This window comes from Streptococcus merionis DSM 19192 (assembly GCF_000380085.1).
GTDB classification, from domain to species: Bacteria; Bacillota; Bacilli; order Lactobacillales; family Streptococcaceae; genus Streptococcus; species Streptococcus merionis.
This window is the reverse complement of the sequence record NZ_KB904555.1, coordinates 107,785-128,196: the sequence shown is the minus strand read 5'-3', so window position 1 is coordinate 128,196 and position 20,412 is coordinate 107,785. Positions and strand designations below refer to the sequence as shown.

General features: G+C 40.5%; 29 protein-coding genes and 1 pseudogene. 20 read left to right on the top strand and 10 right to left on the bottom strand.

The genetic code is table 11. The features are described 5' to 3' along the window. Positions 1-138 precede the first annotated feature (138 nt). The 5 genes from A3I5_RS0107730 to A3I5_RS12645 are packed head-to-tail and all read right to left on the bottom strand — an operon-like array spanning position 139 to position 3,613. Positions 139-735 carry a response regulator transcription factor gene (locus tag A3I5_RS0107730; protein ID WP_018374032.1) on the bottom strand — a complete coding sequence of 199 codons (597 nt, stop codon included), beginning with the start codon at positions 733-735 and terminating at the stop codon, positions 139-141. Beyond that, positions 732-1,829 (bottom strand): sensor histidine kinase, encoded by a 1,098-nt coding sequence (locus A3I5_RS0107725; protein ID WP_018374031.1) that lies wholly within the window; start codon positions 1,827-1,829, stop codon positions 732-734. The genes A3I5_RS0107730 and A3I5_RS0107725 overlap by 4 nt, the downstream gene beginning before the upstream one ends. Continuing rightward, a complete protein-coding gene (locus A3I5_RS0107720; protein ID WP_018374030.1) occupies positions 1,829-2,560 on the bottom strand; it encodes an ABC transporter permease in 732 nt (243 codons plus the stop codon). Before A3I5_RS0107720 ends, A3I5_RS0107725 begins: the two co-directional genes overlap by 1 nt. After that, entirely contained in the window at positions 2,557-3,447 is an 891-nt protein-coding gene (locus A3I5_RS0107715; RefSeq protein ID WP_018374029.1) for an ABC transporter ATP-binding protein, read from the bottom strand. The genes A3I5_RS0107720 and A3I5_RS0107715 overlap by 4 nt, the downstream gene beginning before the upstream one ends. Before the next feature lie 4 nt (positions 3,448-3,451). Further along, on the bottom strand, positions 3,452-3,613 hold the full coding sequence (locus tag A3I5_RS12645; protein ID WP_018374028.1) for a hypothetical protein: 162 nt from the start codon (positions 3,611-3,613) through the stop codon (positions 3,452-3,454). 362 nt (positions 3,614-3,975) lie between these two features. Here A3I5_RS12645 and A3I5_RS0107705 point away from each other — a divergent pair, with 362 nt between their 5' ends. From A3I5_RS0107705 to A3I5_RS0107680, 6 genes are all read left to right on the top strand, one after another. Continuing rightward, on the top strand, positions 3,976-4,341 hold the full coding sequence (locus A3I5_RS0107705) for a PH domain-containing protein (protein WP_018374027.1): 366 nt from the start codon (positions 3,976-3,978) through the stop codon (positions 4,339-4,341). A gap of 764 nt (positions 4,342-5,105) precedes the next feature. Continuing rightward, positions 5,106-5,690, top strand: a complete 585-nt coding sequence (locus A3I5_RS0107700; protein ID WP_018374026.1) for an SP0191 family lipoprotein — start codon at positions 5,106-5,108, stop codon at positions 5,688-5,690. A gap of 74 nt (positions 5,691-5,764) precedes the next feature. Continuing rightward, entirely contained in the window at positions 5,765-6,031 is a 267-nt protein-coding gene (locus A3I5_RS0107695) for an IreB family regulatory phosphoprotein (RefSeq protein ID WP_018374025.1), read from the top strand. After that, positions 6,031-6,450: a Holliday junction resolvase RuvX gene (gene ruvX / locus A3I5_RS0107690; RefSeq protein WP_026216987.1), complete on the top strand. Its 420-nt coding sequence runs from the start codon at positions 6,031-6,033 to the stop codon at positions 6,448-6,450. The genes A3I5_RS0107695 and ruvX overlap by 1 nt, the downstream gene beginning before the upstream one ends. Positions 6,451-6,508: 58 nt before the next feature. Continuing rightward, on the top strand, positions 6,509-6,817 hold the full coding sequence (locus A3I5_RS0107685) for a DUF1292 domain-containing protein (RefSeq protein ID WP_018374023.1): 309 nt from the start codon (positions 6,509-6,511) through the stop codon (positions 6,815-6,817). A 152-nt stretch (positions 6,818-6,969) separates the two neighbouring features. Further along, positions 6,970-7,440 (top strand): sigma-70 RNA polymerase sigma factor region 4 domain-containing protein, encoded by a 471-nt coding sequence (locus A3I5_RS0107680; RefSeq protein WP_018374022.1) that lies wholly within the window; start codon positions 6,970-6,972, stop codon positions 7,438-7,440. Between the two features lie 103 nt (positions 7,441-7,543). Here the strand turns inward: A3I5_RS0107680 and A3I5_RS11820 are convergent, their stop codons facing one another. Next, positions 7,544-7,849: a helix-turn-helix domain-containing protein gene (locus A3I5_RS11820; RefSeq protein ID WP_051071098.1), complete on the bottom strand. Its 306-nt coding sequence runs from the start codon at positions 7,847-7,849 to the stop codon at positions 7,544-7,546. Between the two features lie 103 nt (positions 7,850-7,952). Between A3I5_RS11820 and A3I5_RS12635 the strand changes: the two genes are divergently transcribed. The 4 genes from A3I5_RS12635 to rpsI all read left to right on the top strand — a co-directional run bounded on the left by A3I5_RS12635 (position 7,953) and on the right by rpsI (position 11,022). Then, complete coding sequence (locus A3I5_RS12635) at positions 7,953-8,111, top strand: hypothetical protein (protein ID WP_156809078.1); 159 nt, start codon at positions 7,953-7,955, stop codon at positions 8,109-8,111. A gap of 341 nt (positions 8,112-8,452) precedes the next feature. Next, entirely contained in the window at positions 8,453-9,811 is a 1,359-nt protein-coding gene (locus tag A3I5_RS0107665; RefSeq protein WP_018374020.1) for a PTS sugar transporter subunit IIC, read from the top strand. A 352-nt stretch (positions 9,812-10,163) separates the two neighbouring features. Beyond that, complete coding sequence (gene rplM, locus A3I5_RS0107660; RefSeq protein ID WP_018374019.1) at positions 10,164-10,610, top strand: 50S ribosomal protein L13; 447 nt, start codon at positions 10,164-10,166, stop codon at positions 10,608-10,610. A gap of 19 nt (positions 10,611-10,629) precedes the next feature. Continuing rightward, complete coding sequence (gene rpsI, locus A3I5_RS0107655) at positions 10,630-11,022, top strand: 30S ribosomal protein S9 (RefSeq protein ID WP_018374018.1); 393 nt, start codon at positions 10,630-10,632, stop codon at positions 11,020-11,022. Positions 11,023-11,106: 84 nt separating this feature from the next. Here rpsI and A3I5_RS12355 read toward each other — a convergent pair. Beyond that, positions 11,107-11,310: pseudogene (locus tag A3I5_RS12355) on the bottom strand (site-specific integrase); the annotation flags it as partial. 174 nt (positions 11,311-11,484) lie between these two features. On the opposite strand from A3I5_RS12355, the gene rpoE reads away from it, so the two are divergent. Together rpoE and rpsD are read left to right on the top strand one after the other, a co-directional pair. Further along, a complete protein-coding gene (gene rpoE, locus A3I5_RS0107645; RefSeq protein WP_018374016.1) occupies positions 11,485-12,063 on the top strand; it encodes a DNA-directed RNA polymerase subunit delta in 579 nt (192 codons plus the stop codon). 334 nt (positions 12,064-12,397) lie between these two features. Beyond that, the gene (gene rpsD, locus A3I5_RS0107640; protein WP_018374015.1) at positions 12,398-13,009 is read left to right on the top strand and encodes a 30S ribosomal protein S4; all 612 of its coding nucleotides are present in this window, start codon (positions 12,398-12,400) and stop codon (positions 13,007-13,009) included. Between the two features lie 155 nt (positions 13,010-13,164). Here rpsD and A3I5_RS0107635 read toward each other — a convergent pair whose 3' ends face one another. From A3I5_RS0107635 to A3I5_RS0107625, 3 genes are all read right to left on the bottom strand, one after another. Continuing rightward, positions 13,165-14,334: a site-specific integrase gene (locus tag A3I5_RS0107635; protein ID WP_018374014.1), complete on the bottom strand. Its 1,170-nt coding sequence runs from the start codon at positions 14,332-14,334 to the stop codon at positions 13,165-13,167. Between the two features lie 694 nt (positions 14,335-15,028). Then, complete coding sequence (locus A3I5_RS0107630) at positions 15,029-15,316, bottom strand: hypothetical protein (RefSeq protein WP_018374013.1); 288 nt, start codon at positions 15,314-15,316, stop codon at positions 15,029-15,031. A gap of 84 nt (positions 15,317-15,400) precedes the next feature. Next, positions 15,401-15,826 (bottom strand): helix-turn-helix domain-containing protein, encoded by a 426-nt coding sequence (locus A3I5_RS0107625; RefSeq protein ID WP_018374012.1) that lies wholly within the window; start codon positions 15,824-15,826, stop codon positions 15,401-15,403. 156 nt (positions 15,827-15,982) lie between these two features. Here A3I5_RS0107625 and A3I5_RS0107620 point away from each other — a divergent pair, with 156 nt between their 5' ends. The 8 genes from A3I5_RS0107620 to A3I5_RS0107580 all read left to right on the top strand — a co-directional run bounded on the left by A3I5_RS0107620 (position 15,983) and on the right by A3I5_RS0107580 (position 20,363). Continuing rightward, positions 15,983-16,168, top strand: coding sequence for a hypothetical protein (locus tag A3I5_RS0107620; RefSeq protein WP_018374011.1), 186 nt, complete (start codon positions 15,983-15,985; stop codon positions 16,166-16,168). Positions 16,169-16,180: 12 nt separating this feature from the next. Continuing rightward, entirely contained in the window at positions 16,181-16,591 is a 411-nt protein-coding gene (locus A3I5_RS0107615; protein WP_018374010.1) for a hypothetical protein, read from the top strand. 421 nt (positions 16,592-17,012) lie between these two features. Beyond that, positions 17,013-17,330, top strand: coding sequence for a hypothetical protein (locus A3I5_RS0107610; RefSeq protein ID WP_018374009.1), 318 nt, complete (start codon positions 17,013-17,015; stop codon positions 17,328-17,330). After that, on the top strand, positions 17,320-17,523 hold the full coding sequence (locus tag A3I5_RS0107605) for a hypothetical protein (protein WP_018374008.1): 204 nt from the start codon (positions 17,320-17,322) through the stop codon (positions 17,521-17,523). Before A3I5_RS0107610 ends, A3I5_RS0107605 begins: the two co-directional genes overlap by 11 nt. A 184-nt stretch (positions 17,524-17,707) precedes the next feature. After that, positions 17,708-17,974: a MerR family transcriptional regulator gene (locus A3I5_RS0107595; RefSeq protein ID WP_018374006.1), complete on the top strand. Its 267-nt coding sequence runs from the start codon at positions 17,708-17,710 to the stop codon at positions 17,972-17,974. A gap of 11 nt (positions 17,975-17,985) precedes the next feature. Then, positions 17,986-18,126 carry a hypothetical protein gene (locus tag A3I5_RS12755; RefSeq protein ID WP_018374005.1) on the top strand — a complete coding sequence of 47 codons (141 nt, stop codon included), beginning with the start codon at positions 17,986-17,988 and terminating at the stop codon, positions 18,124-18,126. A 4-nt stretch (positions 18,127-18,130) separates the two neighbouring features. After that, a complete protein-coding gene (locus A3I5_RS0107585; protein WP_018374004.1) occupies positions 18,131-18,649 on the top strand; it encodes a hypothetical protein in 519 nt (172 codons plus the stop codon). After that, positions 18,642-20,363 carry a DNA primase family protein gene (locus tag A3I5_RS0107580; RefSeq protein WP_018374003.1) on the top strand — a complete coding sequence of 574 codons (1,722 nt, stop codon included), beginning with the start codon at positions 18,642-18,644 and terminating at the stop codon, positions 20,361-20,363. The genes A3I5_RS0107585 and A3I5_RS0107580 overlap by 8 nt, the downstream gene beginning before the upstream one ends. Positions 20,364-20,412 lie beyond the last annotated feature (49 nt).

The following is a 20,412-nucleotide window of genomic DNA, read 5'->3' as shown; positions in this document are numbered from 1 at the left end:
AAATCAAAAGAATACATCGTCATCTTGTCTGGTCTGCTTTAATTTTCTTTGAATCTACTCCATTGTATAGTAATGTTTCTACTGAAGAGCACATAAAAATAATCCTTGAGATTCTTTTTAAGATCTCAAGGATTATTTTTATACCCACCCATTCTCTTTAGCGATTCTCACGGCATCGGTGCGGTTATGGGCGCCGATTTTATCAAAGACGGTGGAGGCGTAGTTTTTGATGGTGCCTAGGGAGAGAAACATGTTGTCAGCGATCGCTTGGTTGGATAGGCCTTGAGCCATGTAAGTCAGGAGTTGTCGCTCTTGATCGGTCAAGGGATCAGCCTGTATCAATATCTGCTCCATCAATTCTGGGGAGTATTCTTTTTGACCTGCTAAAACCTTATGGATGGTCTGCATGAGTTCCTTAATGGAGCGGTCTTTGAGGACATAAGCATCGACCTGATGTTGCACAGCCCTCTGGAAATAGCCTGGGCGCTTGAATGTGGTCACTATAATGACCTTGATGTCTTGATTCGCTCGAACCCACTCTAGGACGTCAAGTCCTGTCTTGCTGGGCATTTCAACATCGAGAATGGCGACATCTACAGGTTGCTCTTGGAGAATGGCAATTGCTTCAAGTCCATCCTTGGCTTGAAACACTTCTTCGACATCCTCTTCCATGAGGAGAAGTTGACAAAGGGCGTCTCGCAACATAGACTGGTCTTCGGCAACAAGTAATTTCATGAGGGTACATCTCCTTGATCTAGGCTGATACGAATGGTGGTTGGATTAGCTTTTGAGACGATCGCCACCTGACCCTTAACAAACTGCAAGCGCTCCTTGATGGAATGGAGTTCTTCTCCTGTGAGCTGGTCAAAGCCGACACCATCGTCGGTCACTTCAATGGTGAGCTGGTCTGCTTGCTCAATCCGAATCTGGCAGTGTCGAGCTTGAGCATGTTTGATGATATTGGTAGCTAACTCCCGCAAAATCATGGTTATGGTGGAGTGCATGACGGGTGCTAGTTGGTCGGTCTTAATCTGGTTGTCCACCTCAAGGTCAATTTTTGACAGGGTAAACATCTCCTGAATAGTGGTTAATTCTTCTGAAACAGTACGGTATTTGAGGTTGTTGATGAGTTCGCGGACTTCTTTCATGGAAGTCTGGCTAATGGTTCGTAAGTCTTCCAATTCTTTTTGCACTGCTGGTGTGTTGTTCTTGTCTAGCTGCTTGAGCGCTAGTTCGGTTTTCAGAGTCATCATGGCAAAGGTATGTCCCAAAGTATCATGCAAATCACGACCGATACGGTTGCGCTCATTTTCAGCAGCGAGGAGGTTGATGGTCTTGTTTTGCTGGTAAAGTTCTTCGCGCAACTCCTCTGCTTGAAGATTCTGATACTGGGTAAAAAGCATGACCAATATAAAAATCGGGATAATGATGCAGTAGACTTTTGCAAACAAGGAAGTCGAGCGAACCATGCCTATCACAATGACAACGAAGATGCCTAGCAAAAAAGAAATAAACCGATAACTCTTGATTTTGTCACCAAATCGCCAAACCAACAGATTGGTCAAAAAGAAGAAGAACCACATCATGGAGCCTTCAATAAAGCAGGACATCCAGACGATGTAGCCTAGCAGGTAAAACCAAAGCAGGGCGATGGTTTTTTGGTAGCGATTTTTGATATGAATAATGGCCAGATAGGCAAGCGAAAAGGCCGTTGACGGAATAATGGTCCAGACGGGATAGCCAAACCAAGCAATCCCTCCAAAAGGGAAAATCATAAAAACCAGACCCGCATAATAGAGCGGATCTGTCTCTTTAAAGGAACGAAACATTAGTTTACCTCGGTTTTACGTTGAATGACTAGGGCAAGTCCTGTTATCATTATAGCATAGGCCATGACGCTGGTAAATGATTTCCAGAGAATATCCCCATTTTGCGCAAATTGGACAACCAACTGATTGACATGATAGAGTGGTGTCCACTTGGAGATAGACTGAACCCAATTCGGAAAGGTCTCGATAGGCATCCAAGAACCACCGATGATGGCCAAGCCCAGAAAGGCAATATTGGCCACGATAGACATGGTCTGGGCGGATTTGATTTGCGCGATGAGTAGGCCAAAGGCCAAAAAGAGAAGACTGGCAACCAAAAGCAAAATCGCAGACCCAACCCAGCGACTAGCAGACATAGTGACATCTCGAAAGAATGCACCGATCAGGAAAGTCACTGTAATCGAAAAGACAAAGTTCAAAAGCACACGGGCAACCTTGGACAGATAGTATTTCCAAATCGGTAAGCTAGAGTGCTCAATATAGGTCAGCCAGTTGTCTCTTTTATCCTCGACCAGCATAAAAGGAAAGGTGAAAAAACCAAAACTGGACATGGAGAAGGCTGTCATGGTGATCATGTAGGACTGGATAAAGGCTTTTTGTGCACTGGCATCGCCATACACATCCATGCCAGAATAAAAAAGGAAAAAGCCCACTGGCATGCCAATTGCCATGATAAAGGTTGGCCATTCTCGCCAGATTTTAATCCATTCTACTTTTAACAATGCTTTCATTTGTCAACCTCCTGCGTTTTATCAAATAGAGTATGAAGCAAGGTTTTATTTTGCACCTCAATATCGGAAATCTTGCAGCCCTCTGCTTGCAACTTCTCCCAAACACCCTCAATATCTTGGGTCATAAAGGAAATGACATCCGACTTAATGACCAAGTCATCAACCATTGGTAATTTCTGGATGATATCTAGGTAATCCTTAGACAAAGTCACCTCGCGCTCATTTTCCTCACGCCGCATGGCAAATGGTGTCGTGTCTTGCAAAAGTCTTCCTTGATGCAAGACCAAAATTCGCTCTGCCGTATGCTCTACCTCTTCGATATAATGGCTGGAGTAGATGATGGTTTTATTAGCTTGTTTGAGTTGGGCAATGATTTCCCAGAAACGCTGACGCGTCGATGTGTCCATGCCAGCTGTCGGTTCATCCAAAAAGAGAATGTCAGGCTGACCAATCAGACACAGGACAAAAGAGAGTAGCCGTTTTTGACCTCCTGAGAGCTTGCCAGCCAACTGTTTTTTCTGCTCTGTGGAGAACCTCAAATAGTCATCAATCACCGCATCTGGCAAAGGATTTTTAGCGATTGATATGAAAAAATCTAGCAATTCTTGTACTTTGAGATTATCAGGAACCCGATTTTCTTGGGATAGGACAGCCATTTTAGACCTCAGGCTTGGGTGGCGAACAGGCAAGTCTTGGATAGCTATTTTCCCCTCGCTAGCTAACTTATCACCCAGAATCAAGCTCATCAGCGTTGTCTTACCAGCACCGTTTGGGCCAATCAAGGCCACACAATCTCCCTCATAAATCTCAAAGGAAATATCAGTCAAAATCGGTTTTCCTTTAATCGTTTTGCTCACCTTTTGAGCGACAATTACAGGTTTAGTCATCTTTTCATTCCTCCAATCGTGGCAATAAACCATAACGTAGCCAGAGAACAAACCAAGCGGTTGCTAAAATCCATCGTACTGGTTCAGGTATGGTCAAGCTGGGTTGAAAGCCCCACAGCAGCATATTAATCCCTAAAATAAGAATCAGAATGCTTTTTATTTTCATAGGATTCTCTCTTTCTGCCTTCATTATCCCAAATCAACTCCCCTCCGCCTAGGCGAGAAGGTCATCAGAAAAAGTGACTAAAGTCATAGATTGATATAGTAAATGTAGGAAATAGAGCAAAGAGAATTGACCATGGAAGATACTGTAAAATCGCCGTCATGACAGGGAGATGACAAGACTGACATCTTCCTGATTTCTGAGACAAAAACAATCTCGCCACATTTTTCACAAAAGTGACAAGAGACACAGTAGGTGTTTTCAATACTTGACTTTCGTCCTGCGTTTGACGTGATTCAAACTTTGAAACGATACCCAAAAGTGGTAATTTTTGATATAATGAAAAGAAAATACTGGAGAATATCATGACAGAAATAGCCCTTGCATGGACCTTGACCAAAGAAACTTACGCATCTGAAGATGCTGTTAAGTTACTCTTGCCAGATGAGGAAATCATTGCCACCTTTAAGACACTGAAAGATATGGCTATCTTTACGGATAAGCGTTTGATTGTTCGAGATAGCCCAGCGCTGGCACCCAAAAAGGTGGAGACCTATGTGCTTCCATATAGCTCGGTGCAGATGTGGTCTTCCGATCGTGGTGGGGTTTTTATGGATACAGGCGCTGAGGTTGAACTTTGGACGCTTCTAGGCCGCATCAAAATAAGTCTGAAAAAAGAGATCAGTTTAACCAAATTTGAAACCCTTTTATCTCAAGTGATTATCAAATAAAATAAGAACCTGTACCGAATCAATCAGGCTGGAGACTGGGCTTTTGTCTGGTCTTTCCTTTTTTAATCAAACAAGAAACATCTCGGCAGATCTAAATAATGTTAAATTTGGCTTCAACATAATTTAGATCTATAATAGTAATTGGAAGAAGGTGATAGCGATGACAACGAAGAATCTCTCGCAATGGATAGCCTTGTTAAGCCAAGTATGAAATTACTTGCTTTGGCTTTATCAATGGTTTTATTCTTCATCGATTTTACCATTGATTATCACTGTGCTGCTTGGCTTTCCAATTGGCTTACTCTACGGATTACACTTAGTTGCTTATCCCATCCTATTTATCCTATTGGCATGCGCATTTTCTTTTCTCGAAGATGAATTGAAAAAATACGTTAACTCTAAAGATATGACTGGCGAGCAAAGGACACACTTGATGGATCGGTGATGGATTGAGCAGCTTTTTTCAGACAGTAAATCAGATAAAATACTATTTGAGCAACAAAAAAACGAGAAATTCTGATTTTCAAAAGAATAGGAAGATTCTTTTTCGGATGGAATTTCAGAATGCGATAAAAGTTCGCTGTGATAGTGTTAGTCAAGTTGTAAAACTCAGCGGGCATTTTAGACGTTCTAGAGACTAATGGCTCACAGCTAGTGTACAGGCCACCCTTGAAAACGGGTGGTTTTAACTGTTCCAAGCCAATATCACCTTGAAAGATGAGGTTAAAAATGGTATACTAACTGTAAACGACAAGGAGAATGGGATGAAAAAAATAGGATGGGCATTGCCGCTTTTGGTAATGGTTTGCTTGATAGGCTGCTCCCCAAAAGAGAAGAGCACCTCAACTGAAACCTCAACCAGTGCGGAGGCCGTTGTTAAGACTCAGGTATTTGACATCGAAATGGCTAACGGGCAAAAGCAGCAACAGACGGTTGTTTATCAAGGTGATGTGATTCAAAAGTTGGTGTTAAAAAACAGCCTTCCAGCGACTGAAGAAATCACAAAAGCAATTGACGAAGTAGGGATTGAAGAGACCAAGCGTATCATACAGGAGTCCATAAGTTCGGATGAGGCTTACCGAGCTTTGGAGGCTGTCACAGGGCTTGAGTATGAGCTTCAGTTTGATGAACAAAACAATATGTATCTTCTCTTTACCCTGGATGTTCCTAATCTTGATACAGCAGCGTTAGCCCAATCGGAAATGTTCAAAGGCTCTGGTTTAGAGGATATTAAAACCCTTACCGCAGAGAAATACCTCAAGCGCTTGGAAACTTATGGCGCTCAACCTGTTACACCTCAATCAAATGAAGCAGATCAAAATGATTTGCCATATCTGCAAAAACACTAGGGCAAATAGTTGTGAAAAGACTGAAAATCAGTTACAATAAAGGCTAGAGATTAATGAAGAAAGAAGGTGTCATTATGGGATTCACAGACGAAACAGTTCGTTTCAAATTGGACGACACAAACAAAAAAGAAATCAGTGAAACATTGACTAATGTTTACAATTCTTTGGCTGAAAAAGGTTACAATCCCATCAACCAAATCGTCGGTTACGTTCTCAGTGGTGATCCTGCTTATGTTCCCCGTTATAATGACGCGCGTAACCAGATCCGTAAGTATGAGCGAGATGAGATTGTCGAAGAGCTTGTTCGTTTCTATCTGAACGGCCATGGGATTGATATTTAATGAGAATAATGGGATTAGATGTCGGCTCGAAAACAGTCGGCGTGGCTGTATCAGATCCACTAGGCTTCACCGCTCAAGGGCTGGAGATTATTCCAATTGATGAAGTCAAGGGCGAGTTTGGCTTGGAGCGATTGGCAGAGCTAATCAAACAGTACCAAGTCAGCAAATTGATTATCGGTCTACCAAAAAATATGAACAACTCAGAAGGTCCTCGCGTGGAAGCATCGCGGGCCTATGGCCAGCTGGTCATTGACCACTTTGATTTACCTGTGGAATATCAGGATGAACGATTGACCACTGTGGCAGCAGAGCGCATGTTGGTGGAGCAGGCAGACTTGAGCCGAGGCAAGCGCAAGAAGGTTATTGACAAATTAGCAGCACAGCTGATTTTGCAAAACTATCTGGACCGCCATTTTTAACAACTACTTAGATTTGAGCTTACTCTCAAACGAAATGATTTGAACAAAAGGAGACAGTATGTCACACAACCACGACCATAACCATGAAGAACGCGAATTGATTACCCTTGTTGATGAGAATGGCAATGAAACGCTCTTTGAGATTCTTTTGACCATTGATGGCCAAGAAGAGTTTGGTAAGAACTATGTGCTTTTGATTCCAGCATCTGCTGAAGAAGACGAAGACGGTGAAGTGGAAATCCAAGCTTACTCATTCACTGAAAACGAAGACGGCACAGAAGGTGACCTTCAGCCGATTCCAGAAGATGCGACCGCTGAATGGGACATGATTGAAGAAGTCTTCAACAGCTTCTTGGACGAAGAATAATATCGCTTAAATCTCGTGAGTAACTCTCTCGGGATTTTTCATTTTGACCATTGGTGAGTGAAAGGCGACCGTTTATGAAATCCTGACCACAGGGCGCTAAAAATAGGTTACAATGCTCCTATCTTAACAAAAGAATGCTAAAGGAGATAGTGATGACATTTGAATCTATTTACAAAAAGGTGGCACCCATCGTGCACAAAACGCGCAAGGAGTACTACATCCAGCTGTGGGATCAAGAAGACTGGGATCAGGAAGGGATGCTGACCTTATCACGCTTGTTGACCGCCTGCCCAGGGATTGAAAACAATGAGGGAGAGTTATTCCGCTTTTTCAAGACCAAGTTTCGGAATTATGTGCTGGACATGGTTCGTAAGCAGGAGAGTGATAAACGCAAGCTCAACCGGCAAAACTATGAGGAAGTGAGCGAAGTGGCGCATAAGCTCTACATTCGTGAGATGGCTACGGCTGATCGGGTCATTTTGCGAGACATGCTAGAGCAGTATCGACAGGCTTTGCCAGAGCCTTTGCAGGACAATTTTGACCGTCTCATGGGAGGAGAGGTCTTTCGAGGACGCAAGGATATGTTGCGTGATTTGAAGATTTATCTGAAAGATTTTAAATAAGTCACGGTCGATAATGGAGCTGTGTGAACGGCTCCCTGTCAAGTAGACAACAGATACTAAGCAACCTGATTCCTGAATTCCCAAGGAGTCAGGTTGCTTCATTTTATCCACTTTTGGAGAACAGATGGTGACGAAATAGCGTATTTTGACAGATATCACTCTGTGAACCAACCTCATCAAGATAGTCTTGAACAGCCTGCTCCTTTACTTCTTTGGAGTATTTCTTCCAAGTTTGGCTTGCTTTAAGACCAGTCATCCCATTTTTCTCATATCGGTTTGTCCATCGTTTAATGGTCGATTCAGAAACTTGGTATAACTTTACTAACTGACTGATAGAGTATTCATGAGTAAGATACAATCGAATGATTTCTAACTTCTCTTTTACTGATTTTGGATGGCTTTTGGACATAGGAAAATTCCCCTTATAGTGTCTAGTGAATGTTGTTTTTTCACTGTCTACTATATGGGGTATATCAGTGTACAGACATGACTCCGTTATAGAATGTTTACCCATGAAGCCGAATATGGGCTACAATTGGACTCATCTGGTTAAGACGACCGTAGACGTTTGGTTTTTCTTTGATTTCAGCTGTGAGACCCCTAGTCGTTCTGACTGGGGTGTCAACTTCATCAAAGATGACGACTTACCGCTTACAATGCTCTTTGTTTGATAAATGGGAAAAGATAGACTAGTGCAGATAAAGAAAAGTGATGAGCAGTAATCATTTTCTATAGATTTATGAGTAACAGATATTAGAGGAGCTAAAAAAGTATAACAACGGAATTTATTTTATTAAAAAGGTACTTGACAAACCGTCTATTTTTATTATAAAATATAACTAAAAATAGACGGTTTTTGTTTTTATGTTTATTTAAAATAATAAAAAGGAGGAGTTAAATAATGGATCAGTATATAGCTATTAAATTTTTGTCGGATTTGGAATAAGACTCCATTTAATGAGTTAAGGTTCGTTTATAGTATGGAAAACGATTAAAAGATTGGAGAAGCAAAATGTCCATCAACTTAGATAAACTTCAGGAGAGATTAACTCCTATCGCAGCAAAAATTGGTAATCAACGCTTTTTAGTCGCACTCAGAGATTCTTTTATAGCAACGATGCCAGTTATTATGACAGGATCTATTGCTTTATTAATCAATGCATTTCTGGTAGATTTACCTGCTCAATTTGGTTTTACCAGTATTACAAATGCTTTTCAATGGTTAGTTGATATTAATGGTTTAATTTTTCAAGGTAGTATTCCAATTGTGTCGTTGCTATTTATATATAGTTTAGGTGTTAATGTCGCTAAACTATATAAAGTAGATACTACATCGTCTGGTTTAGTAGCTTTGGCTTCTTTTGTTATTTCTATTGGTAACAAGGCAATTCAGGTCATTAAGTTTGAAAATAGTCAAAATCTTAAAGAGTTATTTGATGGCGTTTCAAATGCAGTTGTTTCAGGCGATCAGGTTACTCTAACGATAAATAATGTACTTTCAGGAAGTTCCATTAATGCTCGAGGATATTTTACGGCTATTTTAATTGGTTTTTTAGCATCAATTATTTTTTGTAAAACAATGAAGCGAAATTGGGTAATCAAGCTGCCGGATTCAGTGCCGCCAGCGATTGTCAAACCATTTATGTCCATTATTCCAGGCTTTTTAGCAATGTATTCGGTAGGTATTCTAACCTATGTCTTTGACATTCTTACTGGAGAACTCTTTATTGATTGGGTCTATAAGGTTTTACAAACCCCATTGCTTTCCTTGTCGCAAAGTTTCTTTGCCGTAGTTCTTATCGTATTTTTGAATAAACTCTTTTGGTTCTTTGGGTTACATGGAGGAAATATACTTGCACCAGTTATGGAGGGAGTATTTGGTGTTGCAATGCTTGCGAACTTAGAGGCTTATCAAGCAGGTGAGGCAATTCCTTATTTATGGAATAGCGGTTCTTTCGGTGCTTTTGTCTGGTTTGATGGTTTAGCGCTGTTATTAGCGATTCTATGGCAATCGCAAAATAAACATTATCGAGAAGTTGCGAAATTGGGGATGGCTCCTGTACTATTCAATATCGGTGAGCCAGTCAATTATGGTCTGCCGGTAGTATTAAATCCACTTCTATTCATTCCGTATATTATTGGTCCATGTTTGATGGCATCGGTGGCTTATTTAGCCACAGTTCTCGGTTTAGTCACACCTGTTACACAAAATGTCACATGGGTTATGCCACCAATTTTATATGGTTTCTTTGCAACAGCATTTGATTGGAAATCTATAGTACTTTCAATTGTCTGCTTAGTGATTTGTACATTAGTCTATGTCCCGTTTGTGAAAATGGCGGATCGCACTGTTGGAGATTATAATATATGAAAATATAATTCTAACCCGTTGTGCTAGTTCATTCTAGCACAAATAAAAAACTTGGCTTATCATAAACTCAGAACAACCACGAAATGAGGGAGTGAGGACAAAGTCAAGCCAAACACAAGTCATTTTTTCAATTTTATTGATAAAAGTGACAGCACTCTACGAACGGAACTTACTCTGGGAAGTTACAAATTAAAAAATATCAGCCTAAAGCACTTGCTTTAGGCTCTTTTTTTTGGTATCATATTAAACGGTATTGTTTACCCCATTTGAAAGGCCCCGGAACCTTCAAATACCTTGTGGATAGGAACGTCCACCTGTAAACAAAAACGATTTGATATAAATAGGAGAAATCATGAACAAAACTACATTTATGGCTAAACCAGGCCAAGTAGAACGCAAATGGTATGTTGTGGACGCAACTGATGTCCCTCTTGGACGTTTATCAGCAGTTGTTGCTAGCATCCTTCGCGGTAAAAACAAGCCAACTTTCACACCACATACAGATACAGGTGACTTTGTGATCGTGATCAATGCTGAAAAAGTGAAATTGACTGGTAAAAAAGCAACTGATAAAATCTACTACACTCACTCAATGCATCCAGGTGGTTTGAAATCTATCTCTGCTGGTGAGTTGCGTTCCAAAAACGCTGTTCGTTTGATTGAAAAATCAGTTAAAGGAATGTTGCCACACAATACTTTGGGACGTGCGCAAGGCATGAAACTTAAAGTATTTGTAGGTGCTGAACACACTCACGCTGCGCAACAACCAGAAGTACTTGATATTTCAGGTCTTATCTAAGGAAAGGAACGAATAGAACATGGCACAAGCACAATATACAGGTACTGGTCGTCGTAAAAATGCGGTAGCTCGCGTACGTTTGGTTCCAGGTACTGGTAAAATTACTGTTAATAAAAAAGATGTTGAAGAGTATATTCCACACGCAGACTTGCGTTTGGTGATTAACCAACCATTTGCAGTGACTTCTACAGAAGGCTCATACGATGTTTTCGTAAATGTTAATGGTGGTGGTTACGGTGGTCAATCAGGTGCGATCCGTCACGGTATCGCGCGTGCGCTTCTTGAAGTAGACCCAGATTTCCGTGATTCATTGAAACGCGCTGGTCTTCTGACACGTGATGCTCGTATGGTAGAACGTAAAAAACCAGGTCTTAAGAAAGCTCGTAAAGCAAGTCAATTCTCAAAACGTTAATTATCAGCGATATATCAACGATTCAAAGCACTCGTGGGTTTCCCCTAAGGGTGCTTTTTTCGTCGATTTTTTGAAAAGTTTCCCCTAATTATTTTGAAGATTTTCGTAGGCAAAAGTGTCGACAGTCAACGGTACAACGTTAGAAGTATTCACATAAATTTGTGTTGTTAAGGTGTCGCTGTGGGTTAATGCTTCTGAAATGGCTTCCAAGCTCATACCTGCCTGTTTAGCTAGTGTTGCTCCATATGAGATGCGCTTTTTAACTATCTTCATTTTGTTATTGAGATAGTACGGGTAGCAAATGTGTAGGTGTAGGAAAAGGTAAACTATTCAGAGATGCTCATGATTTCAAGTTTATCAAGCTCAAACTTTTGTTCGGTTTGCTCTATTTGACTTGTAAATGCTTTGACTATTTAGCGTTTTTAGCGTAAAATAGATAGAAGACTAGAATAAGGAGTCAATATGGAATTTGATGTATTTGCAGGTCAGGATAAGGCCGAGTTGTCTATGATTGAGGTGGCGCGTGCGATTTTAGAAGCGCGCGGTCGTGATAATGAGATGTATTTTAACGATTTGGTAGACGAAATTCAAAACTATTTAGGTCGTTCTAATAGCGAGATTCGTGATGCCCTGCCGAATTTTTACACAGACCTTAATGTTGATGGATCCTTTATTCCTCTCGGTGAGAATAGATGGGGTCTTCGTTCATGGTATGCTATTGACGAGATAGATGAGGAAGTGATCACGCTTGAAGAAGATAGCGAGGATGGCGCACCAAAACGTAAGAAAAAGCGTGTTAATGCCTTTATGGATGGCGATGAAGATGCTATCGATTACAATGACGATGATCCAGAAGATGAAGAAATTCATACCCCAAGTAGTGAATATGATGAAGAAAACCCTGATGATGAGAAGAATGAAGTGGAATCATATGACGCTGAGTTGAACGAAATCGTTCCGGATGATGAGATTGACGATGATGTTGAGCTTGCAGATGAAGATGATGATGACTTTACTGATGAAGTAGAATCTGAGGATTGATATCTAATCGCTACAGTGCAGCTGGTTATGCCAAACCCATAGAAAAAGGGAAATTTTCTTTAATTTTTGTGACGGGCTTTTGCTATTTCAGAAAAACTAAGGAGTGTTCTTTTCATGAGTTTGTCGTGACAACAGTTAAAAAGCCTTGCATTGGGCTTTTTTTTGTGTTATAATAATCTCTGTGTGAAATAACAGCAGCTTGATATGAAGCTCGTCAACAGTTGTCTTGCAATACAAGTAACCTTGGCTGTTTAGGCGAAGGGCATCTGCACGAATCAGGATTAAGTAAGACGTTATTTCCTCGAAAATATATTTTAAGAGGAGGACTGATAACATGTCACGTTATACAGGACCATCATGGAAACAATCACGTCGCCTTGGCTTGTCTCTTACAGGCACAGGGAAAGAATTAGCACGTCGTAACTACGTGCCTGGTCAACATGGGCCAAATAACCGTTCGAAACTTTCTGAGTACGGCTTGCAACTAGCTGAAAAGCAAAAATTACGTTTCTCTTACGGTTTGGGTGAAAAACAATTCCGTAACTTGTTCGTACAAGCAACTAAAATCAAAGAAGGAACTCTTGGTTTCAACTTCATGGTTCTTCTTGAGCGCCGTTTGGACAATGTTGTTTATCGTCTTGGTCTTGCGACAACTCGCCGTCAAGCCCGTCAATTTGTAAACCACGGTCACATCCTTGTTGATGGAAAACGCGTTGATATTCCATCGTACCGCGTTGAAGTTGGTCAAGTGATTTCAGTTCGTGAAAAGTCTGCTAAGGTTCCAGCGATCCTTGAAGCCGTTGAAGCAACTCTTGGACGTCCAGCTTTTGTATCTTTCGATGCTGAAAAACTGGAAGGTTCATTGACTCGCTTGCCAGAACGCGACGAAATCAACCCAGAAATCAACGAAGCCCTTGTCGTAGAATTCTACAACAAAATGTTGTAATACTTATTTGGGTAAGATGGGCTGTAAAGCCTTGATATTAAGCACTTTGGAGCGTTATTCCAATGTGCTTTTTTAATTTTACTACCCTTTTTGTTACCCTTTGCTGAATTTTTGTATAGTAAGAGGGTAGTCCCAAGGTGGAACACCCTTACTATTTATAAATTGCTGATAGCTGTCTCAAAGATAGAGACGGCTTTTTTTGCGCCCTCTTGTGTGGCGTGGACGTAAGTATTTAAGGTCATAGAGATATTGGAGTGACCTAATCTATACTGTAAGTCTTTAGCTTCTATACCAGCATAAAGCATGATGGTAGCGTGAGTATGGCGGAAACCGTGGAAACCAATATCAGGTACGTTAGCAGCCTTAAAATGCTTTTGTAGTCTCTTTCTAAGATTGCAAGCATAAGCGTATTTGGTAGTAAAGACTGAGAAGACCACTTTTTCATACCGCCCTAGTTGCATGGACTGGATACGCTGGCGTTTTTGATATTGTTTCAGCATTAACACGGTAGCTTTGTCTATTTCAATATTTCTTAGCCCTGCCTTTGATTTAGGAGTGTTTGTCTCCAGGTATCGATTGAGGGTCTTAGTGATGCTTACTGTACCGCTCTTTAGGTCAATATCAGACCATTCAAGGGCTAAGGCTTCACCGATACGGCAACCGGTGGCCAGTAGTAGCTTGTATAGGGTGACATCAAAGAGATTCTGATAATCTGATTGATCCAATGTGTCTAAGTAGCCAAGAAACTGTTTTAGTTCCTGATTACTGAAATACTTGACCTTATCTTTTTTCTGCTGTTGCTTACGCGGCACAATAACATCACGGGCTGGATTGTATGGTAATAGTTGCATAGTCACGCCATACTGAAGAATACGCTTATTGATATTGTTATTGTTTAGAAAGCTATAGTTAGCGTATGCTCCTTTAATGCCCTGATTAGCGCTATCAGCCCACTTATTAACTTGTTTTTGGATAACTGGGGTAGTTAGCTTATCCAGCTTGTAAGCGCCAAATACAGGCAATATATGCAGTCTCACGATACCTTCCATGGATTGCTGAGAGTTTGGCTTAATGGTGTTTTTGTAACTTTCCCACCACAGGGAGACAAGCTCCTTATAAGTGGTTGCTATGGGCTTTTCTTTGGTTGTGTGGCCATTCTTAGTAAAAGTATTGATGGCTTCCCTAGCCTTTAATTTAATACCCTTTTTAGTGTTTGCTGTAACTGTTGTTCTTGCTTTCTTACCTGTTACCTGGTCAATGCCTAAGTAGACACTGGCACGGTAGACAGTATCTCCGTTTTTCTTGGTGATTTGTTTGATATTCATGATATAACCTCTTTCTACTATCAGCAGGCAAGCTATTATTAAAGGGGATTTTAGATTGAGGGTTTTCATGAATTTTGGTATAATATCCGTAATCGGATTAATGTCCGAAAATAAAACAATAGAAATTGTGGTATAATAATCTATTTTTTAAAGTCCTGGAGCGTGGAAAACTCTAAGGGCTTTTTTTGCGTCCCAGAAGCTACGAGAATGCCCTATTTCGTTTGTTTTGGGTTGGATGGGGGAAATGTGCCAGGGCAGTCTGAAACGGCTTAGAAGACTTTTTAGAGCCTTGTCAGTTAGTGGGGTTTTGGTATAATGGCTTTGCCCCTTTGGGATAGAAAGGGGGTGAATGCGGATGCAACAACTCATCACATTGTTTCTTGCACCTTTGCTTGTGGCTATCCTCACAGCATTGTTTGAGTATTGGCTCAACTCACGCAAGAAATGAGCCCAAGGCGATAGCTAGAGATAGCTAAAGAGCCAAAAGAAAACCCTCAACGCTGGAACGTTGGGGTTTTTTTGTTTGCAGATGCAAACTCTCATCACTTGTGAGATTATTATAACCCTAGCAAGTCCCCAAAGTCAAGTATGAATGCGCAGATAAACGCAAAATGTGGGAAAAATATGATAGTACCAGAAAAATGGTTCACTGATAGGCGTAGTGAAAAGTAGAACTGTACCCGTATAGATAGGGTTAGATTTTAAGTAATTTCCGAGCCTTCAATAACCTATCACGGAAATAAGATAGATCAGTCTTATGGAATTCTTTACTTTTAGGGATTTCAACAATTGCTAATTCTAACAATTTGACTTCCTTATTGTATTCTTTCTGTTTTCTGTAAAGCGTAGCAAGTTTTCTAACGGCCCCTGGAGAAACAAAGCCAAGTGATATAGCAGTATTTAATTCTTTTTCTGCTAGTGAAAAATTTTTATCAGAGTAGGCTTGTAAGCCTTTTTGTTGGTGTAAAAACCCTTTTTCCATTTCTTTTTCCTCTTTAGACCGCCTTATCCACCTCGATAAGGGCGAAAATCTTGATTTGTTTATCGCCTGATGATGGGAAGGGGGTTAGTTGTCTGTATCTTCTTTTTTAGGTAAATCACGGACAATTTGATTAATAGCTTTTAAATTATCAAATGACAAAAAATCTAAATTATATATAATCTCATTCTTTAATATAGGGATATTGGACATTTCGGTTAAAGCGATTTTGATTTTTGAAGTGTAGTCTTGTGCTAGCAAGTCTTCTTCTGTTAATCCTAGGTATTCTTCAGCCTCTTTTAGTATATTCTCCAGAGTATCAGCTTCCTCATAACCCAACAAATACGCCACACTCACTCCAAAATAATCAGCCAGTGTTTGGGCTTTGTCTGGTTTAATTTGACTTTCTCCATTTTCCCAACGGGATATAGTCATAGCTGATACGCTGGCAACTTCTGCTAAGTCTTCTTGCTTAGCATTTTTTTCTTGTCTCAATTCTTTTAATCTATTCATAACTTATTACCTCAAATTCATTATATAGTAAAAAGATATTATTTTCAATATTTTTAACATTTTTTGTTATTTAGGGGTTGACAATAACAAATAAAGTTAGTAAAATACAATCACTAACAAAAAATGTTAGTTATTATTTAGAAAGGAGTTACCAACATGCTTATTACCTCAAAACAAGCAAAAGCAATCCGCCGAAAACAAGCAGACAAGCGATTGACTGCTAAAGAAGCCGGCGAAGAAATTGGAGTGACGCAGGTTACCTATCGCAAATTGTGCGAGGGTGGCGAAGTCAAGAACAGTGTCTACGCTAAAGCTATGGAATGGCTAGCAGAAGATTATTAAGGAGAGCGACAAATGACACGAACACCATTCACACAAAAGCTACTAGCCCAGATTTACGATGCTAACGGCTTTATTATCTTAGAAGACCTTGAAAATAGTCTAATGGGTTGGGATATCGCAGATATTAAGCAACGGCTAGCGGTATGGCGTAGCCGTGGGGCTATCTCGTACAAGCTAGACAATGAGACGGGCGAGCTGACTAATTTCAAAATGCGAAACAAAGAAATCGAAGAGAAAGAAATCAGCGAGGGCAAGCGCCTGAAGCTAGATACTTACTTTAAGCAGGTACTGGCTACACAGGAAATCATAGAAAAAGCAACCGCTAAAGATAGCGACCGCTTGAAAGCTATGGAATTACAGCAAAAAGCTATGAATAAAACCCCTGATCAAGTCTTTAAGGAGCTGACAGAAATTTACGCATAGACAACAAAAAAAGCCTTATGCAGACGACCAAATCAGCAAGGCTTTAAGACATAACTAAAAACCACAAATAGCAGGCAAGCTATTATTAAAGGGATTTTAGTACAACCATTATACCATATCCAGACGGAGGGCGCTACCCCTTAAAAATGGGAAGAATAAAAGTACTAGGTGCTGGTATTGCCATTAGTGAAAACTAAACCACCCTAAGAAAATTACACACAGCTAGGCTATTATTTTGGCGCAGGCTTACACGACCACGGGGCAACCTGGTAAGTCTGAGGTGGCTAGACCACTGGGGATAGTCTAGGCTATTAAAATCTGTATAAGAAAATCGAGTATAGCAAGAAACAAGTCTTTAAAATCAGGAAAAAGCCCCTAGGGCCATTACACAGATCATTAAAATATAGCGAGGTAAAGCAACATGACAGATACAACTAAATCAACTAAGACAAAACCAGAACAACCTAGGACAGTACTACTCAGCCCCAAACAGTTAGAGGGCTTGGGCGATGAATTAACAGGCATCATGAACAGTCTAGAGATGAATAACATAGTTTTAGATGGCCCAGAGTTTGCTATGGGTAAAGATTCAACTGTGGCGCTTTGGATGATGAGGAAGTACATCGATACTGCTTATTCTCAGAACAAAAAACTTTTCAAAAAATTAGATGAAATCGCCTTTTTATTGTTGAACAATGACAACGCTAGAGAACTGGAGGCTTTGAAGCATGACAAATAAAGCTAATGATATTCTAGTCGATTACGAGGGCTTGCTTGGTCAGTTAGCGGATCTTCAGGGAACTCTTGACTTAGTTGGTACAGGTTTTGGGAATGCTACTGACATGGCCATTATTAACACTGTACGATATGCATTGAAAGACTTAAAGGCAGAGCATGAAAGCCTAAGCAAGAAACACCGTGAGGAGATTTGACATGCAAGAACTCAACCTAACCCCAGAACAGTATATCATACTGTTTTCGGTACTGATCCCGTTAGTCATCTATTTATGGACACGGCCAATTATGCTAACGATTGAGCAACCAGAGGCCGAACCAGTGCAGGAAATGCCACAGGTTACACCGTGGATCATTCATAGTTTTTTGAGGAGGTAAAGCATGCATATATTATCGCGAGAAGCCGAATTGGAGTTTTTAGCCAAAGTTGATGCTCATCTTGAAAAGAGGCTAGAGCTAGAACGCCAACATAATGATGGTTGGGACTTAATTGCTCATGATGACTTAAAGAAAAAACTTGGAATTAGTGCAACGACATTGAACAGATGGGTCAAGCGGGGATTAAGGCCATATCAGTCACCATTTGATAAAAGCAAGAAAATTTATTACCGCAAAAGTGATGTTTATAACTTTCTAACGGTAGACTAAAGGAGTGGAAAATGACTAGATACTTAAAACACCCTGCATTGCGTAATCTGAAGATTGGCCAAGAGAGCAACATTAAGGATAGGCGCTTGACAATTGAGGAAGTAGAAAGGCGTAAAGCTCAAAAGCGTTTGCAAAAGAAGCGTAAGAGGTGATGACATGTACAGAATTATTGAACTCATTATCTCACAGGATAAATTACAGCTATTTAGCTTTCTCAAACAGACACCGACTAGGGTTTTAAAGAATGGCCAGCACTTCAAATTTTTGTATCTTGAACCGCTGGATAGCTGTTTAGTAGATTTCTATTACAAGGGCTTGATGGTCAAGGTTGTAGATAGATTAATCAAGCTGAATAGCTGGCAAGTGGTTAGAGATTATCCGATAGCTTTGGCAAGTGGTGACTTGATAGGTATATTAGACGACTTAGAGGGTAACAAGCTAACCAAGACTAGAGAAGGCCAGTACTTGCCATTTAACGGCTGGTTATTTGATACCATCACCACAGGGCTATACACCAAGCAGGACACGACAGCACTCATTAAGCTGATGTTTTTACACGGCTATGACTTTGAGCAGGTCACACAGGTATTTAGTGCTATTGTTAGACGGAAAGGCCTAGCAGGGCATTTTCTAGCAACAATGAAAAGGATATATAAGGAGGTAGAGCTTGGATAAGGAAGAAATTGTTAATAAAATTTTAAAGGATGACGAACTGCCCAAAACGGTAGATGGCAATCAAGTCCCAGAAAAAGAAAAGGTTGAGACATATTTTAAGACTTTTAAAAATGTAAAGGGACAGCTCTATAATGAGATTGAGCGTCTGAGAAAAGAAGCTTATGACCAGGCTTATGAGGAAGCCAAGAATGACCCTGACTATATCATTAAGATTAAGGAAATTGAACAGGATGAAAAGGACTATGCCAATGGGGAGAGGCGACAACATCCGCACGGCGATCTGAGACGGCAGAAGGCTGAGAACGACATTAAGAAAAAAGCTCAAGAAGCCGAAAAGAAAGCTATTCCTAAAGATCCGCTAGGGGTTGCCCTGATGCTTAAAAAATCCATCCGTTTCATCCGTATTCAACCAGCAACCAAAAACCAGCGTGCGCCACTGTATTTTTACAATCCAGACAAAGGTTATTACTTAGAGGATAATGAGCTGATGAAGGATTTAATCAGCTTAATAAATCCAGTCTTTAGCGAAAGACAAGCCGAAGATGTATTATATAAGATTGGCCGTAAAAGTCCACTGAGGACGAATCAGAATGAATTTACAGCGTTTGGCAATTGTCTCTATAATCACCGTACTAATCAATTCAGTGAATTTAATCCAACAGTTGCGGTCATCCGAAAAATTGACACAAATTACAACCCGAATGCCCAGCAACCAAATATTAACGGCTGGACGCCTGAAGGGTGGTTACTAGAGCTATTTGACCAAGATGAAGAAAGTTATCAGTTAGCTTTACAAATGATTAGGGCATGTGTGACTGGTTTACCGCTTAAAAAAATCTTTTGGCTCTATGGAGAGGGTGGAACTGGTAAGGGAACGCTTCAGCAACTGATCATCAACTTGGTAGGCTTGGACAATGTGGCCAGTCTGAAAATCACAGGACTAGAAAAAAGCCGGTTTACGACATCCATTTTACTAGGCAAGTCCGTTGTGATTGGGGATGACGTGCAGAAAGATGCTATTATCAAAGATACGTCTGAGCTATTCAGCTTGACTACTGAGGATCTTTTGACCATTGAAGAAAAAGGCAAGAAGCCCTATAGTCTTAATTTACAGATGACGGTTATTCAATCGTCAAACGGTTTTCCACGTATGGATGGGGACAAAGGGGCAATAGATAGACGTTTCAGGGTGTTACCGTTTACTAACGCCTTCAAAGGCAAACCTAACAAGGCTATCCGAGAGGATTATATCAAACGTAAAGAAGTTCTGGAGTATCTTCTAAAACTAGCTATTGAAACGCCAGTCATGGACATCAACCCAAAAGCCAGCAGGGAACTGCTTCACCAATTCCAGCAGGATATGAATCCCGTTATTAGTTTTGTAGATGAATTTTTCACGGACGAACTAGAAAGCGAGTTCCTACCCAACTATTTCATCTGGTGGCTATGGGGTGAATACCTAGAATATTATAAACACCATTCTAGCCTGAAGGTGAACGCTTTGCATCGGGAGATTAGGAAGCATTTACCGTCTACGTTTGTGGTGCATTCCAAGATGACACCAGCGGGCAGGGAGTTGCCTCTAGGATTTCAACCAAAGGATGATATACCAGGGTGGGCAAACCATAACTTATTTAAAAGTGGTAGGACACGCCCAGAGCAACAAAGAAAACCCAGACTTGAACGGGGGTACCTTAAAATCAAGAGGGAATGACTTTATACGGTTATTAGTTTACTTTAGCACCTTTTTAAAAAAGGCGATA